The 18,737-nt window shown below is 61.2% G+C and carries 15 protein-coding genes and 2 tRNA genes; 4 read left to right on the plus strand and 13 right to left on the minus strand.

The window, feature by feature from the left end; translation table 11 throughout:
- Positions 1 to 131: 131 nt before the first annotated feature.
- The 4 genes from CAF79_RS08170 to CAF79_RS08185 all read right to left on the minus strand — a co-directional run bounded on the left by CAF79_RS08170 (position 132) and on the right by CAF79_RS08185 (position 4,705).
- Positions 132 to 1,427 carry a virulence factor family protein gene (locus CAF79_RS08170; RefSeq protein WP_085697398.1) on the minus strand — a complete coding sequence of 432 codons (1,296 nt, stop codon included), beginning with the start codon at positions 1,425 to 1,427 and terminating at the stop codon, positions 132 to 134.
- Entirely contained in the window at positions 1,427 to 4,066 is a 2,640-nt protein-coding gene (mprF, locus tag CAF79_RS08175) for a bifunctional lysylphosphatidylglycerol flippase/synthetase MprF (RefSeq protein WP_085697399.1), read from the minus strand. Before mprF ends, CAF79_RS08170 begins: the two co-directional genes overlap by 1 nt.
- Before the next feature lie 280 nt (positions 4,067 to 4,346).
- Positions 4,347 to 4,423 (minus strand) — tRNA-Met (locus CAF79_RS08180).
- A 205-nt stretch (positions 4,424 to 4,628) separates the two neighbouring features.
- A tRNA-Met gene (locus CAF79_RS08185) sits at positions 4,629 to 4,705 on the minus strand.
- 280 nt (positions 4,706 to 4,985) lie between these two features.
- Between CAF79_RS08185 and dinB the strand changes: the two genes are divergently transcribed.
- A complete protein-coding gene (gene dinB, locus CAF79_RS08190) occupies positions 4,986 to 6,047 on the plus strand; it encodes a DNA polymerase IV (RefSeq protein ID WP_085683305.1) in 1,062 nt (353 codons plus the stop codon).
- A 48-nt stretch (positions 6,048 to 6,095) separates the two neighbouring features.
- Here dinB and CAF79_RS08195 read toward each other — a convergent pair whose 3' ends face one another.
- From CAF79_RS08195 to CAF79_RS08210, 4 genes are all read right to left on the minus strand, one after another.
- The gene (locus CAF79_RS08195; RefSeq protein WP_085697400.1) at positions 6,096 to 7,049 is read right to left on the minus strand and encodes a hypothetical protein; all 954 of its coding nucleotides are present in this window, start codon (positions 7,047 to 7,049) and stop codon (positions 6,096 to 6,098) included.
- 17 nt (positions 7,050 to 7,066) lie between these two features.
- Complete coding sequence (locus tag CAF79_RS08200) at positions 7,067 to 8,782, minus strand: proline--tRNA ligase (RefSeq protein WP_085697401.1); 1,716 nt, start codon at positions 8,780 to 8,782, stop codon at positions 7,067 to 7,069.
- Between the two features lie 115 nt (positions 8,783 to 8,897).
- The gene (locus CAF79_RS08205) at positions 8,898 to 10,457 is read right to left on the minus strand and encodes an AmpG family muropeptide MFS transporter (RefSeq protein ID WP_085697402.1); all 1,560 of its coding nucleotides are present in this window, start codon (positions 10,455 to 10,457) and stop codon (positions 8,898 to 8,900) included.
- A 43-nt stretch (positions 10,458 to 10,500) separates the two neighbouring features.
- On the minus strand, positions 10,501 to 10,842 hold the full coding sequence (locus tag CAF79_RS08210) for an MGMT family protein (protein ID WP_170929714.1): 342 nt from the start codon (positions 10,840 to 10,842) through the stop codon (positions 10,501 to 10,503).
- A 177-nt stretch (positions 10,843 to 11,019) separates the two neighbouring features.
- Here CAF79_RS08210 and CAF79_RS08215 point away from each other — a divergent pair, with 177 nt between their 5' ends.
- Positions 11,020 to 12,027, plus strand: a complete 1,008-nt coding sequence (locus CAF79_RS08215) for a DUF481 domain-containing protein (RefSeq protein ID WP_007954986.1) — start codon at positions 11,020 to 11,022, stop codon at positions 12,025 to 12,027.
- Between the two features lie 118 nt (positions 12,028 to 12,145).
- Here CAF79_RS08215 and CAF79_RS08220 read toward each other — a convergent pair whose 3' ends face one another.
- Positions 12,146 to 12,355, minus strand: a complete 210-nt coding sequence (locus tag CAF79_RS08220; RefSeq protein ID WP_002554837.1) for a cold-shock protein — start codon at positions 12,353 to 12,355, stop codon at positions 12,146 to 12,148.
- Between the two features lie 353 nt (positions 12,356 to 12,708).
- Here CAF79_RS08220 and dcd point away from each other — a divergent pair, with 353 nt between their 5' ends.
- Both dcd and CAF79_RS08230 read left to right on the plus strand, forming a co-directional pair.
- On the plus strand, positions 12,709 to 13,275 hold the full coding sequence (gene dcd / locus CAF79_RS08225; protein WP_007954988.1) for a dCTP deaminase: 567 nt from the start codon (positions 12,709 to 12,711) through the stop codon (positions 13,273 to 13,275).
- Positions 13,276 to 13,381: 106 nt separating this feature from the next.
- Complete coding sequence (locus CAF79_RS08230) at positions 13,382 to 13,591, plus strand: hypothetical protein (RefSeq protein WP_085697404.1); 210 nt, start codon at positions 13,382 to 13,384, stop codon at positions 13,589 to 13,591.
- A gap of 39 nt (positions 13,592 to 13,630) precedes the next feature.
- Here the strand turns inward: CAF79_RS08230 and pdeM are convergent, their stop codons facing one another.
- The 4 genes from pdeM to CAF79_RS08250 are packed head-to-tail and all read right to left on the minus strand — an operon-like array spanning position 13,631 to position 18,729.
- Positions 13,631 to 14,287: a ligase-associated DNA damage response endonuclease PdeM gene (pdeM, locus tag CAF79_RS08235; protein WP_085697405.1), complete on the minus strand. Its 657-nt coding sequence runs from the start codon at positions 14,285 to 14,287 to the stop codon at positions 13,631 to 13,633.
- Positions 14,287 to 16,773 carry a ligase-associated DNA damage response DEXH box helicase gene (locus CAF79_RS08240; RefSeq protein WP_085697406.1) on the minus strand — a complete coding sequence of 829 codons (2,487 nt, stop codon included), beginning with the start codon at positions 16,771 to 16,773 and terminating at the stop codon, positions 14,287 to 14,289. The genes pdeM and CAF79_RS08240 overlap by 1 nt, the downstream gene beginning before the upstream one ends.
- Positions 16,774 to 16,832: 59 nt before the next feature.
- Positions 16,833 to 17,597: an ABC transporter ATP-binding protein gene (locus CAF79_RS08245; protein ID WP_085697407.1), complete on the minus strand. Its 765-nt coding sequence runs from the start codon at positions 17,595 to 17,597 to the stop codon at positions 16,833 to 16,835.
- A 13-nt stretch (positions 17,598 to 17,610) separates the two neighbouring features.
- On the minus strand, positions 17,611 to 18,729 hold the full coding sequence (locus CAF79_RS08250) for a succinylglutamate desuccinylase/aspartoacylase family protein (protein ID WP_085697408.1): 1,119 nt from the start codon (positions 18,727 to 18,729) through the stop codon (positions 17,611 to 17,613).
- Between the last annotated feature and the right edge of the window lie 8 nt (positions 18,730 to 18,737).

Raw genomic sequence — 18,737 nt, forward strand, 5'->3', positions numbered from 1 at the left:
AATGAAGCAGGTGTCCACGTTTTATGGAATGTGGACGCCTGGCGTTTTCAATTTCATGAAGAGTCAAGCATTGAGTGAAAAAGCCCCCGCAACTGCGAAGTTGCGGGGGCTTTTTTGGGGGGCGCTTCAGATCACTCTTCCGCCACCTGCGCCGTGTTCTGGCGCTTCTCGATCAAGTCCACCAGACGCTTGGCCAGCGCCGGGTAGTTCTCGTCGAAGTGGTGGCCGCCAGGCAGCTTCACCGCTTCGCCCACTGCGGTCTTGTCGGTGCAACCGCTTTCGTCGGTTTCTTCTTCACCGTAGATGCACACGACCTTGGCCGGTGGCAGCTTGGCCATTTCCGGGCCGGTGGCGGCTTCTTTGCCGGCGTTGCCGAGCCAGCCTTCGACTTCGATTTCGAAGCTGCCGGTGCGGGCGAAGGCCAGCAGGATGATTGCGTCGACGCGTTGCTGCTCGGTTTCCGGCAGGCGGTTGTAGATGGCCGGCAGGACGTCGGCCCCGAACGAGTAACCGGTCAGGATGAAGCGTTTGGTGCCCCATTTCTGGCGGTAGTGCTGCATCAGTTCGGTCAGGTCCAGCGCGCTCTGTTCCGGGCTCTTGTGCTGCCAGTAATAGCGCAGGGTGTCGATGCCGACGACCGGGTAGCCGATCTTGGCCATTTCACCGGCCACGTCGCGGTCCAGATCACGCCAGCCGCCGTCGCCGGACAGGAACAGGGTCACGGTGTCCTTGGCCTGGCCGGCCGGGACTTCCACCACCGGGATCTGCAGGCCGCCGTTGGCCTTGTCGCCGCCGACGAGGATCTTGCGCAGTTCGTTGTTCAGCACTTGCGGCAGGTTGATGTCGTAGTCGCTGATGCTGGTTTCGGCGTTCGGTTGATCGCGCACGAAACCGGCGCTGGTGTCGTCCGGGTTGTCGTTCCACGCCACCAGCCAGTGACCGTGGGCGGAGGATTTTGGCAGCAGATGGGTGCAGCCGGGTTTTTCCAGAGCCAGGTCGACGGAGACGGCCTGGGCCTTGTCGTCTTTCTGTTCGGACAACCAGCGCCACGCCAGCACGGCGCCGGGGCCGATGCCGCTGACCAGCGTCGCCGGGCCGTTCAGTTCGCGCAGGCCGGCTTGCAGGGCGCGGCTCTGCAGCAGGCAGTCCTTGGGCAGAATCACCTGAACGATCTGCGCCGAGGCGCTGCGGCTCAGGGTGCTTAGTTGCTTGTCGCTGAGTTTCTGGTCGTCGTTGACCGCCACCAGCACCTGAGCCTTGGGCTTGGTGCCGGGGATGACCCGGGTCATGGCGGCGCCATCGGCCGGGGTGAGCTGTTCGAGGGTCGGTTCCGGTGCCGGGCGTTTGAGGTACCAGAAACCGCCACCGGCAATCGCGGCCAGCACCAGCAGTGCGACCAGGATGTACTTCAGGGAGCGTTGAATCATCAGCGTTTCACCAATCCAGTCAAGCCGCCCGCGATCAGGGCAGCAGTGTCGGCCAGCGCCACCAGCGGATCGAGTCCGGCGGGCACGGCCATATAACGGGGTTCCCAGTCAGGCTGGAACTTGTCTTTGAAGCGGCGCAAGCCTTGGAAGTTGTACAGCTGCTCACCACGGCGGAAAACCATCGAGCCCAGACGCTGGGTCAGCGGTGCCCCGCGCCGGGGTTGCAACCCCGACAGCGGCACCATGCCCAGGCTGAAGCGCGCGTATCCGTGACTCTTATAGTGTTGAATCAGACCGACCATCATGAATTCCATGGTCAGCTTGGGGGCGTCCGGGTGCGCGCGCATCAGGTCGAGACTGGCCAGATCATGGCTGTAGGTCTCGAGCAGGTTGGCGAACGCCACCGGGCGGCCTTCGAAGCGAATCACCGCGATGCGGAAATGCCTCAGGTAATCGTCGCTGAAACGGCCGAGGGAGAAGCCTTTCTCGCGCACGTTCTTGCCGGTGAGCCAGGCATCGGAAATCACCTTGAGCTCATCCATCGGTGCATGGCCCGGCTCATGGATTTCCAGCGACAGACCATCGCGGGTGCCACGATTCCAGGTGTAGCGCAGGTCCTTCATCTCCTTGCCCTTGGCTTCCAGGTCAAAGCGATGCAGATCGACCCGGGCTTCTTCGCCCAGCTTGATCGCGGTCAGGCCGATGTCCATGTAGTACGGCAGGTTCTCGGCGCGCACCTGATAGAACACCGGGCGGGCGTGATGGATGTCGCACAGGTCGCGGAACTGCCAGATCATCTCGGCCCGTTGCTGGCCGGGGCCGATCGGGTCGTACAGGGCCACCAGACTGCGGCCGCGACGGGCATACATCAGGAAAGCTTCATCATTGGGGTGAAACAGCAGCGCCTTGTCGCCGGTCAGGGCCAGGCCGCCGTCCGGTTGCGAAGAGGCCATCAGGATTTTCGAGGCGCGTTCCAGCTCATCGGGTGTCGGCAAGTGGATCACCGGGCGAGCGGTGCGCAGCAGCCAGGTCAGGGCGATCACCAGCAACAACACGGCGGCACCGAGCAGCGAGCGCAGACCGCGCGGGGCGTCGGCGTCGAGGGTGAACTGCCACCACAGTTGATGGCTGTACGGAACGTCCTGATAAGCGAACAGCAAAAGCCAGGTCGAAGCACCGAGTACGCACAGGCTGGCCACCAGATACAGCGGCGAGAACGGCAATTCGGTCAGACGGCTCGGGCGATAGAACGAACGACGGAACACCCCCAGCAGCGCGGCGGTGAGGGTCATCAGGGTTGCCTCTTCCCAGTCGAAACCCTTGAGCAGCGAGAGCAGGGCGCCCACCAGCAACAGAATGGTGGTCAGCATCCATGCCGCCGACAACCGGCGACGCAGGCCTTGAGCGAGCATCAGGCACAGCACGCCGATCAGGCTGGCGCCAAAGTGCGAGGCGTCGACCAGACGGTGAGGAATCAGAAAACCGATGTGCTCCAGACGAGTGTCGATCTCTGGCGTCGCGCCGGAAAACAGCAGCACCACGCCGGACAGGAACACCAGCACCGCGAGGATCGGTGCCGCCAGACCGGACGCTGCACGCATGGTCTGCGACTGAAACAGGCGCTGGCCTTCGTTGAGCAGCAACAGCACGCAGGCCACCAGCAACGGCAGCACTACATAGATCAGGCGATACAGCAGCAGGGCGGCAGCCAGCGGCGCGGCGCCGAGTTTGTCGGCGAACGCAGCGAGCAGAATCGCTTCAAAAACACCCACACCACCCGGAACGTGGCTGAGTACACCGGCCGCCAGTGCCAGCAGATAGACCAACAGGAATGCACCGAAGGGCGGCGCTTGCGGCAGCAGCAGATAAAGCACGGTTGCAGCGGCGGCGACGTCGAGGGCGGTAATGACCAGTTGCAGGAACGTCAGGCGACGACCCGGCAGACGCAGGGTGCGACGACCGGCCCGGACCAGCAGGTTGTCCGGATAAGGTTGCTCCTGCAGGCGACGGCGATAGATGCCGATGGCCAGAATCGCACCGAGCAGCAACACCACGCCGGCAATCGTACCCAACAAGGTCTCGGACAGTCCCAGTGCCTGTGAGGCGGCCGGCAGGTTGCTCAGGGTCGCTAGGGCGGCCAGTGGCGGCAGGGCGCAGCCCAGCGACAGGCTGGCGAACAGGGTCATGTGCGCGACTTCGGAAGCGCCCAGGCCATGCCGTGCATATAGACGGTAACGCACCGAGCCACCGGACAGCATCGACAGGCCGATGGCATTGCCGATGGCGAACGCGGTGAAGCCGCCCAGAGCCAGGGTTTTCGGTGTCAGCGTCACGCGCGCATATCGACTGGCCGACCATTCGTAGCCGAGCAGAATGATGAAGCCGATGACTGTCGCACCGAGGGCGCCGAGAAGGGCCGGTTTCGGCACCTCGAGAATCGAGTCGTGCAGTGCGTCGAGATCGAGTTCGCTGAGCAGATGGCGACAGGCAATCAGCGCGATGGCGAACAGCAGCAAAGTGACCGCCAGACCGATCGGTTGCCGGTATTTGCTGATCCGATCCAGCAGGCGCAGACGCTCAGGTTTGATCGGTGGGTTCGCTGTGACGGTGTCTTGTGAATCAGACGAGTTGGCGCGCATCAATCACCTCTTGGATTGTGCGCGACAGGATGGAGGTATCCAGCCAAGTTACCAATCCCTGTAGAAAAAAATAATCACAAAATACTACGCCTCTCACCGGGTATCGGCGAGGGCAGCTCCTGGATTGCAGACGCCTTGCCTGCGACTTCAAGCATAGTCGCAACCTGGCGGGACTGAAGATCCTGAACGGTTCACTGCACAGTGACAGATCATTGTTGCGAAAGGACTTTTTCCACAGATACAAAAAAGGCCACTCTTTCGAGTAGCCTTTTTTGATGTTTGGTTGCGGGAGCCGGATTTGAACCGACGACCTTCGGGTTATGAGCCCGACGAGCTACCAGACTGCTCCATCCCGCGTCTGTGTGGCGGCATTCTACAGGCGAACGGCGGGGTGTCAACCGATAATCCCGTGAAGGGTCAAATAAGTGTGCAATCGCGGCAAACGGTCGCAGGGGAAGCGCTAAGTTTCGGAATCGGAACGATTTCCGGAATGTTCGACTGGATCCGAAAAAACCGAAGCGCACAAAAAAGGCCAATCTTTCGATTGGCCTTTTCTGATGTTTGGTTGCGGGAGCCGGATTTGAACCGACGACCTTCGGGTTATGAGCCCGACGAGCTACCAGACTGCTCCATCCCGCGTCTGTGTGGCGGCATTCTACAGAGGAATGCCGTGGTGTCAACCTTCAATTCGGATAAAACCTGTTGAGCTTCAATCGGTTAGCGCTGACGGACGGTCTTTTCATTGAGCGCAGGGCAGACAGGGCAAGGGTTTCAGCTCTATTGGGGATTGGTTTTCGATTGAGTAAATAAATTCAAAGTCCTTTTCCTACAAACTGAAAAGAACATTCGTACCACTGGTGCTATATACAGGTGTCAGTGAGATACTGCCGGTCCGGCTTGCCATGTTTCCTTTTCTGTCATGACTCAGCGAAAAATCATCCACGTCGACTGTGACTGTTTCTACGCCGCCATCGAGATGCGGGATGACCCGAGCCTCGCCGGCAAGCCGTTGGCGGTCGGTGGTTCGGCGGACAGGCGCGGGGTGATCGCCACCTGCAACTATGAGGCGCGGGCTTACGGCGTTCGTTCGGCTATGTCGTCCGGGCATGCCTTGAAACTGTGCCCGGACCTGACCATCGTCAAGCCGCGAATGGATGCCTATCGCGAGGCGTCGAAGGAAATTCATACGATCTTCAGCGATTACACCGACCTGATCGAGCCGCTTTCGCTGGACGAGGCCTATCTCGACGTCTCGGACAGCGCGCATTTCGGCGGCAGCGCCACGCGCATCGCCCAGGACATTCGTCGCCGGGTTTCCAATCAACTGCACATCACGGTCTCCGCCGGCGTGGCGCCGAACAAGTTTCTGGCCAAGATCGCCAGCGACTGGAGAAAGCCCAACGGCTTGTTCGTGATTACCCCGGACCAGGTCGAAGACTTCGTCAGTGGCCTGCCGGTAAGCAAGTTGCACGGGGTGGGCAAGGTCACGGCCGACAAGTTGAGCAGGCTTGGTATCAGTGACTGTCTGCAGTTGCGCGAGTGGGACAAGCTGGCGCTGGTGCGGGAATTCGGCAGTTTCGGCGAGCGCTTGTGGAGTCTGGCCCGTGGGATCGATGAGCGGTTGGTGCACAACGACAGCCGCCGTCAGTCGATCAGCGTCGAAAATACCTACGACGTCGATCTGCCGGATCTGCGCAGTTGCCTCGACAAGCTTCCGGAATTGCTGGAAACCCTGAAAACCCGCATGGCGCGAATCGACAGCAGTTACCGACCCGGCAAGCCATTCGTCAAAGTGAAGTTTCACGATTTCACCCAGACCACGCTGGAGCAGGCCGGGGCAGGGCGGGATCTGGGCAGTTACCAATTGATGCTGACGCAGGCGTTCAACCGCGGTGGCAAACCGGTACGGCTATTAGGAGTGGGCGTGCGGCTGGAGGATTTGCGCGGCGGGTTCGAACAAATGGAGTTGTTCGAGCGATAAGCGGACAAAAAAATGCCCGACTTAGGTTCGGGCATTTTTTCAGGGTCTTCAGTTCGGCCCCGGATCCGCCACCAGGCGCCCCGCATCCCGGGTCAGGGATTTGAGGAACTCGGTCTGCAACTCGGGATCGTTGCGGGTCAGTTCGATCAGACTTTGCTCCAGCTCACTGGCTTCTTCTTCCAGACCCAGTTCCGACAGACGCTTGACCCGGTGCACCCACTGGCTCACTTCGTCGTCTTCCAGATCGTCGTAGATCAGTGCGTGAGCCTCCAGCAACTTGCCGCGCAGGTGAGTGCTGATCGCCAAAGACGAATCGGAGTGCACGTCGTCCTTGCTGTCTTCGACAATGATCTGCAGTTTGCCTACATGATTGAGGTCGTTTTCGGCGAACGGGCTGTCCAGCAGGTTCAGACGCAGCACGCCGTGGCGATCGGTGGTCATGTCGAAGGTCTGCTTGCCGGCCTTGATCTGAACCGGGCGCTCGCTCCACGGCAAGCTCGAATATTCCGTGCGCTTGTCGCGCTGGACTTCGTCGATACCGGCCAGGTTCTGTTGCGCGCGACCATTGGATTGCACGTTCATGAACGGGTTGAGCCCGGCGAAACCGTAGCTGAGCCAGTCACGTGTCACGCTGTCGGGCAGATTGCCAAGGGCAAACACGTTGACCACGTTCGCACCGATGCCGCCGACCACCGCCACCGCGCCCAGCGGAATCTCGTAGATCTCCCGCCATGGCTGGTAAGGCGTGTAACGGTCGTAATGGCGCGTGACTTCGAACTCGGTGACCTCAAAGGTCTTCTGTTCGTTGATCTTCACGCGCCGTTGCGGCAGCTCAAGCACCTTGGGCTCGCCGACATCGATCTGCAGGCTGTGATCGAGCAGTTTGCGCTCGACACGTTCCTCGTGCTCGCTGCGTTGCGACATGTGATTGGCACAGCCGCTGACCAGCAGGGTGCCGCACAGGGCGGCACCACCGAGGCCTAAGGTGTTTCGCTTGAACATGACGTCTCTATCTGGTTTCAGCGGCGGATACGGGCCTGAAGGAAGGACAGCACGTCGGCAACCGGCAGCGCTTGCGCCTGGCCTTCGGTACGGCTCTTGTATTCCAGGTTGCCTTCGGCAAGGCCGCGATCGCTGACCACGATCCGGTGCGGAATGCCGATCAGCTCCATGTCCGCGAACTTGATGCCCGGGCTGGTTTTCTTGTCGCGGTCGTCCAGCAACACTTCGAAGCCAGCCGCGGTCAGTTCCGCGTACAGCTTGTCGGTGGCTTCGCGCACCAGCTCGGTTTCATAGCGCAGTGGTACCAGGGCGATCTGGAACGGTGCCAGGGCGTCGCTCCAGATGATGCCGTTCTCGTCGTTGTTCTGCTCGATGGCGGCGGCCACCACGCGGGAAACGCCGATGCCGTAGCAACCCATTTCCAGGGTCACCGGCTTGCCGTTCTCGCCCAGTACTTCGCACTTCATCGCCTTGCTGTACTTGTTGCCCAGCTGGAAGATGTGCCCGACTTCGATGCCGCGCTTGATTTCCAGGGTGCCCTTGCCGTCCGGGCTCGGGTCGCCGGCCACGACGTTACGCAGGTCGGCCACGGTCGGAACCGGCAGATCACGCTCCCAGTTCACGCCGAAGTAGTGCTTGTCGTCGATGTTCGCACCGATGCCGAAGTCGCTCATCAGCTCGACCGAGCGGTCGATGATGATCGGCAGCGGCAGGTTCAGCGGGCCGAGGGAGCCGGCGCCGGCGCCAATGGCGTCACGCAGTTCGGCATCGGAAGCCATGACCAGCGGGCTGGCAACACCTGGCTGGTTGGCAGCCTTGATTTCGTTCAGCTCGTGGTCGCCACGGATGATCAGCGCGATCAGCTTGCCTTCTTCTTCGGCGTGCACGATCAGGGTCTTGATGGTCTTTTCGATCGGCAGACCGAATTTTTCCACCAGGGCCGCGATGGTCTTGGTGTCTGGCGTGTCGACCAGGCGCAGCTCTTCGCTTGGCGCGGCACGCGAGGTTTCACGCGGTACGGCTTCCGCTTTCTCGATGTTCGCGGCGTAGTCGGAACCGTTGCTGAAAACGATATCGTCTTCGCCGGACTCGGCCAGCACGTGGAACTCGTGGGAACCGGCACCGCCGATCGAACCGTTGTCGGCTTCCACCGGACGGAACTTCAGGCCCAGACGGGTGAAGATGTTGCAGTACGCTTCGTGCATGCGGTCATAGGTGACCTGCAGCGACGCCTGATCCGCATGGAAGGAGTACGAGTCTTTCATAATGAATTCGCGACCGCGCATCAGGCCGAAGCGTGGACGGATTTCGTCACGGAATTTGGTCTGGATCTGGTACAGGTTGATCGGCAGCTGTTTGTAGCTGCTCAACTCGTTGCGCATCAGATCGGTGATCACTTCTTCGTGGGTCGGGCCCGCGCAGAAATCACGACCGTGGCGGTCTTTGATGCGCAGCAGCTCAGGGCCGTATTCTTCCCAGCGCCCCGATTCCTGCCACAGCTCGGCCGGTTGGGTGCTCGGCATCAACACTTCCAGAGAGCCGGCGGCGTTCATTTCTTCGCGAACGATGGCTTCCACCTTACGCATCACTCGCAAGCCCATCGGCAGCCAAGTGTACAGGCCCGAGGCGAGTTTGCGGATCATGCCGGCGCGCAGCATCAGCTGATGGCTGATCACGACCGCGTCGGAAGGCGTTTCTTTCTGTGTGGCGAGCAAAAATTGACTGGTGCGCATGGTTGGCCGTTGTCGGTTGCTATGACTGGAAATGACGGAGCAGTGTAACGGCGAGATCCGCCGACGTACAGAAGTGCAACCCCGGCGCGAACCCTCTCGCCGGGTGCGAGATGTCTTACGACTCTTCCACGACGGAGGTCGGTGCAGGTTCCGGCGTCGGCGTCGGACCTTCGCGGCGGCTTTCCTGGAACCAGTGCAGGGCAATCAGCACCAGGGTCGGCACGCCGAGCAGCGCGGTGATGAGGAAGAAGTTGTGATAACCGAATTTCTCCACCATCACGCCGGAGTAGCCGCCGATCAGGCGTGGCAGCAGGAGCATGATCGAGCTGAGCAGGGCGTATTGAGTGGCGGAGAACTTCAGGTTGGTCAGGCTCGACAGGTAGGCGACGAACGCCGAGGTCGCCAGACCGGAACTGAAGTTGTCGAGAGAGATCGTCACCACCAGCATCTGCAGGTTCGGGCCCATGTCCGCCAGCATGAGGAACAGCAGGTTGGTGGCCGCCGACGCAGCGCCGCCGATGAACAGGATCGGCAGGATGCCGAAGCGCACGATCAGCAGACCACCCATGCCGGCGCCGACGAGGGTCATGATCAGACCGAAAATCTTGCTGACGCTGGCGATCTGGTCCTTGGTGAAGCCCTGGTCGATGTAGAACACGTTGGCCATCACTCCCATCACCGTGTCGGACATCCGGTAGGTGGCGATCAGGCCGAGCAGCAGCAGCGCCTGCCAGCGGTAGCGCAGGATGAAGTCGTTGACCGGCGTCAGCACCGGCGCCAGACCGCGACGGCCCATGGCCGAGAGGCACAGGCAGGTCAGCGTGGTGTAGAGAATCGCGCGCAGGAACGCCCGGTCTTCAAGCAGCAGGTCCAGCGGGCTCATGTCACCAAACAGCACGCTGGCGAAATCGGTGTTGTAGAGCTGGGTGAACATCGCCGGGACGGAGACCAGCAAAATGATCAGCACGAACACCGACATCAACTGATGCATGAAGGTGTAGCGCCCGGCCTGCAACTGAGTGCGCAATGGCACCGGAGGCTCGCGCATCAGCAGGGTGGTGAGCAGGGCAGGGACCATCAAGGCGCCGAACAGCACGTAGGTGCCGGTCCAGGCGGAGTGCTGATAGTTGAACCCGGTGGAGCCGAAGCCTTCGGCGAAGAACAGTGCACCAGCGGTCGCGAGCAGGGCCGCCACCCGATAACCGGACATGTAACTGGCGGCCAGAGCGGCCTGACGGTTGTCTTCGGCGATTTCCAGGCGATAGGCGTCGACGGCGATGTCCTGGGTGGCGGAAGCGAAGGCGACGATCACTGCGATAGCGATCAGCCAGGACAGGTGTTTCTGCGGGTCGCAAAAGCCCATGCCGATCAGGCCGAGGATCACCAGCGTCTGTGAGAGCACCAGCCACGAGCGACGGCGCCCCAGCTTGCCGAGCAACGGCAGGCGCCATTGATCGAGCAGGGGCGACCAGACCCATTTGAAGGCATAGGCCAGACCGATCAGGCTGGCGTAGCCGATCGTCTCGCGGGCCACACCGGCTTCACGCAGCCAGACCGAAAGTGTCGAGAACACCAGCATGTACGGCAGGCCGGCGGCGAAACCCAGCAACAACAGCACGAGCGTCGAAGGACTGGCATAGGCGGCGAGCGCGGCGCGCCAGGTTTTACGGGGCATGGGCTGAAGTCTGCCTCAAGATTGCGAAAACAAAGCGCGCACTCTAACCGCTGTGCTCTACCGGACGCCAGCCATGGCGCCGAATATCCACACGATTGTTCAGGATGGTGATGCCTTCCATGCGCAATCGCGCCCGCTGTTCGTCCCCGGACGGGCTGCCCGCCGGCAGGCTGATCCGACCGCCGGCGCCGAGTACGCGGTGCCAGGGCAGTTTGGTATCGCCGGGCAATTGGCTCAGGGTCCGGCCGACCCAGCGGGCGGCGCGCCCCAACCCCGCCAGTTCGGCCAACTGACCATAGCTGACGACCTTGCCCTCGGGCACTTGGGCGAGGGTGGAATAGAGTGCCGTGCGTCGGATTTGCGGATCGTTTTCGCAGGCATGCATCGGGTCTGTCACTTGCGCGGTTCCTGAACTTGATCGCGTTATGTCCTTAAGCGTAATCGGTGCAAGGGCAATTGAGAAATGAACTCAATAGAAATAGCCGGGTCATTCCTTGTCAGGGAATTATTCCTACGGATAATGCCGACCATTTTTTCGCAAACTTGAGTCCCCGATTTGCTTATGTTGTCCAGAACCCTGCTGTGCCTTGCTGTCTTCAGTGCGTCCACACCCCTGCTTGCCGACACCGTCTGGTTGAAGAACGGTGACAAGCTGAGCGGCAAAATCACGCTGTTCGACGGTGGCAAGTTGCTGGTCCAGACCCAGTACGCGGGCGCAGTGACCATTGACTGGAAGCAGGTCAAGACGCTGGAGAGCGATCAGGAGTTGCTGGTCAAGCAGGACGCCTACAACGGCGAGAAGGCCAAGTCGCTGAGCGCTGCCGAAGACGGCAAGGTCACCCTGGCCAACGGCGAAGCGCCGAAAACCGTGGAGTTGGCGAGCATTCAGCAGATTCTCAAACCCAAACCGGTGGTCGAGGATCTGGTGTGGAAGGGCAACGTCGATCTGGCGCTGGATTATCAGCGCGCGGAAAAGGACACCGACGATTACGACATCGGCTTCAAGACGTCCGCCCGCCATGGTCGCTGGCGCCACACCGCCGAGGGCGAGTACAACCGCGAAGTGCAGGACGACGTGACCACCACCGACAACTGGCGCGCCGAGTATGCACTCGACCGTTTCCTGACGGACAAGTGGTTCTGGCAGGGGCGCCTGAATTACAAGCGCGACCACATCGAAGAGCTGGCGCGTCAGCGCGTGGTCGGTACAGGTCCGGGTTACCAGTTCTGGGATGACGAGCTGGGGGCATTCTCCCTGGGCTCGCTGCTCAACCGCACCGACTACCAGTATCGTGATGGCAGCAAGGACAACTTCTATTCGGTCGCGATGAAGTGGGATTACAACCGCTACCTGATCGGCAAGAAAGTCGAGTTCTTCACCAATGGCGAAGTCGGCAAGCCGCTGTCCGGTGTGGCCGACTATGCTCTGGATGCGGAAATGGGCCTGCGCTACAAGGTCACCGACTGGGCCTCCCTCAATCTCAAGGCCGAGCGCGACATCATCAGCGGCACCGAGGACGCGGACCTGAGCAAGACCCGCTACACCGCCGGTTTCGGCGTCGCCTGGTAAACAACAAAAAAGATCGCAGCCTGCGAAGGCTGCGATCTTTTTTTGCGCCCGGAAAAACAGACACTCACAAAAAAGCCCCGCTTTTGAGGGCGGGGCCTTTTACTAAAGAAGCTACAAGTTAGATAACTTGTACTTCTTCAGCTTGCATGCCTTTCTGACCGCGGGTAGCGATGAAAGAAACCTGTTGGCCTTCTTTCAGGCTTTTGAAGCCGTCGGATTGGATAGCTTTGAAGTGAACGAACAGGTCGTCACCGGATTGTGGGGTGATGAAGCCGAAGCCTTTTTCATCGTTGAACCACTTAACGGTACCGGTTTGGCGATTAGACATGGTGTAACTCCTTGAACAAAGATAACTGCGACTCAGGAAGAACCCTGGCCGAGACTGAGTGCAAAGAGCAGGAAAAATTCTTGTAGATGGTTGGATCGAAATTCAACATATCGTGTAGAGATTCTCAGTGACACAAGCAGCACAGTGGCGCCACCTTAACCCTTTTTCCGGAACGTGCCAATGCTTCTTGCGAAGGTTTCTCTGTTTTAGGGATCGGCGGTCTGACGGTTCGTCGCCAGGCCGCGTAATTCCTGCACGTTCGGCGAGATTTGCAGCCCGGACTTTGAACCCGGCGGCGCGCCCGGTAAGATGCCGGACAGATTTTTTCCACCTCGCTATTCAGGACACCCGCCATGAGCATCAAATCGGACAAGTGGATTCGCCGCATGGCGCAGGAACACGGCATGATCGAGCCGTTCGTCGAGCGCCAGGTACGTGGCAGCGACGACAGCCGTGTGATCTCCTACGGTGTTTCGAGCTATGGCTACGATGTGCGTTGCACCAATCATTTCAAGGTGTTCACCAATATCAATTCGGCCATCGTCGATCCGAAAAACTTCGATGCCGGCAGCTTCGTCGACGTCCACAGCGACGTCTGCATCATTCCGCCGAACTCCTTCGCCCTGGCCACGACCGTTGAATACTTCCGTATTCCACGCAACGTCCTGACCATCTGCCTGGGCAAGAGCACCTACGCTCGCTGCGGCATCATCGTCAACGTCACCCCGCTCGAGCCCGAGTGGGAAGGCCAGGTGACCCTGGAGTTCTCGAACACCACCAACCTGCCGGCGAAGATCTACGCCAACGAAGGCGTGGCGCAGATGCTGTTCCTCGAATCCGACGAGGAATGCGAAGTCTCCTACAAGGATCGCGCCGGCAAGTACCAGGGCCAGCGTGGCGTGACCTTGCCACGTACCTGAGCCGTCCATCCGGCAGTTACCGGGAATTCTTCGGCGGGTAGACACTCTATTAGGTGTACTGCCCGATTCGCGGACAGCGAAACGGGCCTTCGCCGAGGAGTGCTCCATGAAGATCGATCCGCAAATCACTGCCGAACTGGCAAGGCTCGAGCCCAATCAGGTTGGCGTATTGGCCTGGTCCTTGTTGGCACACCCACCCATCGCCATGGCTGGCGGAATTCCTCACCAGCCCGATCCCGATACCCCCAACGAAGAACCGACCGAGCCCGGCGAGCCTACGTTGCCGGACAAACCGCCACCCGCGCCTGTCGCTTGATTGAATGTATGGCCCGTCGGCTGAGTCCTGAGCAGGACTTCAGCCGACGGGCCATATTTCGTTGTCGCCAATGACAAAGATCCGACAGCTGTCTTCCTTCTCCACCGGATAACCGCCGGTGAAGGCCCCGAAGGCCGGCAGCAGACTGATGTGTTCTCCCAGCCTGAAGCACGCCAGCCGCAAACGCTGACGCCCCTTGCCGTTCAATCGAAAAACCGGGTGTACGTGGCCTGCAAGGACGTGGCGTTCAGGGTGCGGTTCGGGTTCGTGCTGCAACGCGAAAGGCCCTAGCAACAGGGGTTCGGGCACCACTCGAATGTTCAGGGTCTGCGGTGGATCACCGGCACGTTTATCGTGATTGCCGCGAATCAGCGTGATCGGCAGATCGGCGTGCCGCGCCCGCCATTGCGCCAATGCCTGCAAGGTGTCGGGAGCGTGGGAGCCAGGCCCGTGCAGAAAGTCCCCAAGAAAGATCAGTTGCCGACACGGCAGTTTCGCCAGCAACTGCTCGATCACGGCGATGTTGCTCGCCGTGGTGCCCTGCGGCACCGGTTGCCCCAGACGCCGGTAAGCGGCAGCCTTGCCGAAATGCACATCAGCGATCAGCAACGCCTGTTGCGCCGGCCAGTACAGCGCCTTTTCCGGCAGCAACCAGAGGTCTTCGCCTGCCAGGCGCACAGGATAGGGCGCGTTCATCAGGATTGGCCCTTGTCGGCGGTTTTCTCCAGGTCGCCAACCATGCGGCGGATGCGGTCGGCGAGCTTTTCCGAACTCATGCTTTCGCGCATGCGCTCCACCAGCAATGGAAAGCCGAGCGGTGTGGGACGTTTGATCAGGTGCATGTCCAGTTTCATCCGGTTGACTCGCTCCAATGTCTGTTCCAGCCGACGAATATCCAGCTCTTCGCGCAGGACCTCTTCCCCGGCCTGTGCCAGTAGCAGATTGTCGGCGTCGTATTGTTTGAACACTTCAAAGAACAGCCCGCTGGAGGCCTGCACCTGACGAGTGCTTTTCGGCGCACCGGGGTAACCGGCGAACACCAGACCGGCAATCCGGGCGATTTCCCGAAACCTGCGCAGCGCCAGTTCGCCCGCGTTGAGGCTGGCCAGCACATCCCTCAATAAATCCTCGGGACTGAGCAGCGCGTCATCCAGTTGCACAGGCCAGTCAACGGGCGTCGCGCTGAGCAATTCCAGGCCGTAATCGTTGACCGCAATCGAGAAGGTCACAGGCAGGCGCTGACTGACCCGCCACGCCAGCAGGCTGGCCAGTCCCAGATGCACCTGGCGTCCGGCGAACGGGTAGAGGAAAAGGTGCCAGCCTTCGCGGGATTTCAGCACTTCGGCCAGCAGATTGTTAACGGTCGGCAGGCCCGACCAGCGCAGCTGCGTTTCCAGCAACGGTCGCAACGCCTGCATTTCCGGGCCGGCAAACTCACCGTTTGCCGCCGCGCTGAACCGGCTGACCACCGCTTGCGCCAGTTCGCTGGACAGCGGCATACGCCCGCCATTCCAGCGCGGTACAGCGGCTTTTTTCGCCGTGCTGCGTTTGACGTAGGCAGTCATGTTTTCCACCCGCACCAACTCCAGCAAGCGCCCGGCGAACAAGAAGCCGTCGCCGGGTTTGAGGCGGGCGATAAAGCCCTCTTCAACGCTGCCCAGTTGCTTGCCGCCACCGCCCTTGCTCCAGAATTTCAAATGGATCGAAGCGTCGCTGACGATGGTGCCGACGCTCATGCGATGGCGGCGTGCGAGCCGTGCATCGGGGACCCGCCAGATCCCGTGCTCATCCGGTTCGACCCGGCGGTAATCCGGGTACGCCGTCAGCGACATCCCGCCGTGGCGTACGAACGCCAGCGCCCAGGCCCAGTCTGCACGTGTCAGGTCGCGATAGGCCCAGGCACCACGGACTTCCTCGTACAACTCATCGGGAATAAAGCCACCGCCCAGGGCCATGCTGACCAGATGCTGCACCAGCACATCCAGCGGTTTGTGCGGTGACAATCGAGGTTCGATCCGCCGCTGTGCTACGGCATCACCAGCAGCAGCGGCTTCGATCAGTTCCAGGCTATGGGTCGGCACCAATGTTACCCGCGACGTTCGACCGGGCGCATGGCCCGAACGCCCGGCACGCTGCATCAGCCGCGCGACACCTTTGGCCGAACCAATCTGCAGCACCCGCTCCACTGGCAGGAAGTCCACCCCCAGATCCAGACTCGACGTGCAGACCACGGCCTTGAGCTGACCATTCTTCAGCGCCTGCTCAACCCAGTCGCGGGTGTCGCGGGACAGAGAACTGTGATTCAAGGCGATCAACCCGGCCCAGTCCGGCCGCGCTTCCAGCAAGGCCTGATACCAGATTTCCGATTGCGCCCGGGTATTGGTGAACACCAGGCTGCTGGCGCAGACGTCCAGTTCGGCGACCACCTGCGGCAACATCTTCAAACCGATATGCCCGGCCCAGGGAAAGCGTTCGATGGCCGGTGGGAGCAAGGTGTCGACCTTGAGCGACTTTTCGTTTTGCCCCTGAATACTCACGCCGTCGCCCTGCGGGATCAGCACCTGTTCGGCGTGGGATTGATTGCCCAGCGTCGCGGAAACACCCCAGACGATCAGTCCCGGGTGCCAGCGCCGCAACCGGGCGAGGGCCAGTTGCAGTTGGACGCCGCGCTTGTTGCCGAGCAATTCGTGCCATTCATCCACCACGACCATGCGCAGCGTCGAGAGCGCCGTTTGCGCGTCGGCGCGGGCGAGCATCAAGGTCAGGCTTTCCGGGGTGGTGATCAGTGTGGTGGGCAGTCGCCGGTTCTGCCGGGCGCGTTCGCTGCTGCCGGTGTCGCCAGTGCGCAGGCCGACGCTCCAGGGAATCTGCAGATCGTCCAGCGGCGTTTGCAAGGCGCGCGCGGTGTCGGCGGCCAGCGCACGCATCGGCGTGATCCACAAAACAGTCAGCGGTTCGGCGGGCGGTGGACGTTTACGGGTGGTTTCGGCAACAGGCCCGGAGCGGGCAAAGCGATTGAGCGCGGCAAACCACACCGCGTAGGTTTTACCGGCGCCGGTGCTGGCGTGCAGCAGGCCGGATTCGCCACGTTTGACCGCCGCCCACACCTGTTTTTGAAAGGCGAACGGCTTCCAGTCGCGGGCGCTGAACCAAAGTTTGGCGAAGTCGGTGGAAGTGCCCATGCCGGCGACGTGTGCTCTGAAAGTGTTCCTTCAGAGACCGCGCCGGCGGGGCAATAGTTTTACTTGAGATTGCCGCTGAGGAATTGCTTCAGGCGTTCGCTTTTCGGATTGCCCAGCACTTCTTCGGGCGCACCTTCTTCTTCCACCAGCCCCTGGTGCAGAAACAGCACCTGGCTCGAGACCTTGCGCGCAAAGCTCATTTCATGGGTGACCATGATCATGGTCCGGCCTTCCTCGGCCAGGCCCTGGATCACCTTGAGCACTTCACCGACCAGTTCCGGGTCGAGTGCCGAAGTCGGTTCGTCGAACAGCATGACTTCCGGTTCCATGGCCAGCGCTCGGGCAATCGCCACCCGTTGTTGCTGGCCGCCGGAGAGGAACGCCGGGTACTGATCGGCCACCCGCGCCGGCAAACCGACCTTTTCCAGATATCGCCGGGCGCGGTCGTCGGCTTCCTGTTTGCTGCAACCCAGCACCCGGCGCGGGGCCATGGTGATGTTTTCCAGCACGGTCATGTGGCTCCACAGGTTGAAATGCTGGAACACCATCGCCAGCCGCGTGCGCAGGCGTTGCAGTTCATTGGGGTCGGCGACGTGCATGCCGTGGCGGTCGGTGACCATGCGGATCGCCTGGCCGTCGAGGCTCATCGCGCCGTCGTTGGGTTGTTCGAGAAAGTTGATGCAGCGCAAAAAGGTGCTTTTGCCCGAGCCGCTGGCGCCGATCAGGCTGATCACGTCGCCGGTCTTGGCCTTGAGCGAGACGCCTTTGAGCACCTGATGGTCGCCATAGCTTTTGTGCAGGCCTTCAACGGTCAATTTGTACATGGAACAGGCATCCTCAAGGCGAAAGTAGATAGCCGCTGCGATAGGCTTCGGCGCCCGCGACGTGGGCGATCACCATCCCGGCGGTGGCCATGCGCCGCAGCGAGCGGGCATAGAGCAGACCGGAAGCGGTGCAATGGACTGGCGTGACCCGGTCGTTGATCGGGTCGATGATTTCGGCGATTTTCTGCCCGGCTTCCAGCCACTGGCCGGGTGTGGCGCTGTAGACCAGCAGGCCGCCGACGGGAGTGGCCACCGGTTCCACGCCGGCCAGAGGTGTGGCGGGATGTGGCAGTGCCGGCAAGGCTTTTGGTTCGCCGACGATGGCGCCGAAATGGATCAGGTAATCGATCAGCGCCTGGCAGTCGCCACTGGCCAGCGGATGGGTGACATCTCCCTGACCGCGCAACTCGACGGTGACCGAGAAACTGCCGAGCGGAATGTCGAAGTGTTCGCCGAAGCGCTCCTTCAATTGCCACCACAGCAGGGTGAAGCACTCATCGAACGACTGGCCGCCGGAGTCGGTGGCCAGCAGGCTCGCTTGGGATTCGATATAGCGCGCCAGCGGCTCGACCTGCGGCCAGGCCTCGGGCGTGGTGTAGAGGTGAACCACGGATTCGAAATCGCAATGCAGGTCCAAAACCATGTCCGCATCGCAGGCCAGCCGTTGCAGGGTCAGGCGTTGGGATTGCAACTGAGTCGTGGCGGTGTGGCGGTCGAGGGCGTTGCGCAGGCTGGATCGGATCAATTCGAGGTTGCGCTGCGGGTCGTCGCTCAGTTGCGCTTCGATTTCGTTGCCGATTTCTTCGCTGAGGTCGACGAACCAGCGGTTGAAATTCTGCCCGCTCTCCAGCTCGTAGCGGCCCAGCGGCACATCCATCAGCACCTGTTCGAGGCCAACCGGGTTGGCCACCGGCACCAGCACGATTTCGCTGCGCAGGCGCCCGGCGGCTTCCAGCTCCGCCAGACGCTGCTTGAGGTGCCAGGCCACGAGCATGCCGGGCAGTTCGTCGGCATGCAGCGAGGACTGGATGTAAATCTTGCCCTGAGCCTTGTCCGGGCCGAAGTGAAAGCTGTGAATCTGTCGTGCGGTCCCCGGCAGCGGGGCCAGCAGGTCGTGTATCTGGTGGCGCATCTCAAAAG

Origin of the sequence: Pseudomonas sp. B26(2017) (assembly GCF_002113045.1) — a bacterium.
Lineage (GTDB): Bacteria > Pseudomonadota > Gammaproteobacteria > Pseudomonadales > Pseudomonadaceae > Aquipseudomonas.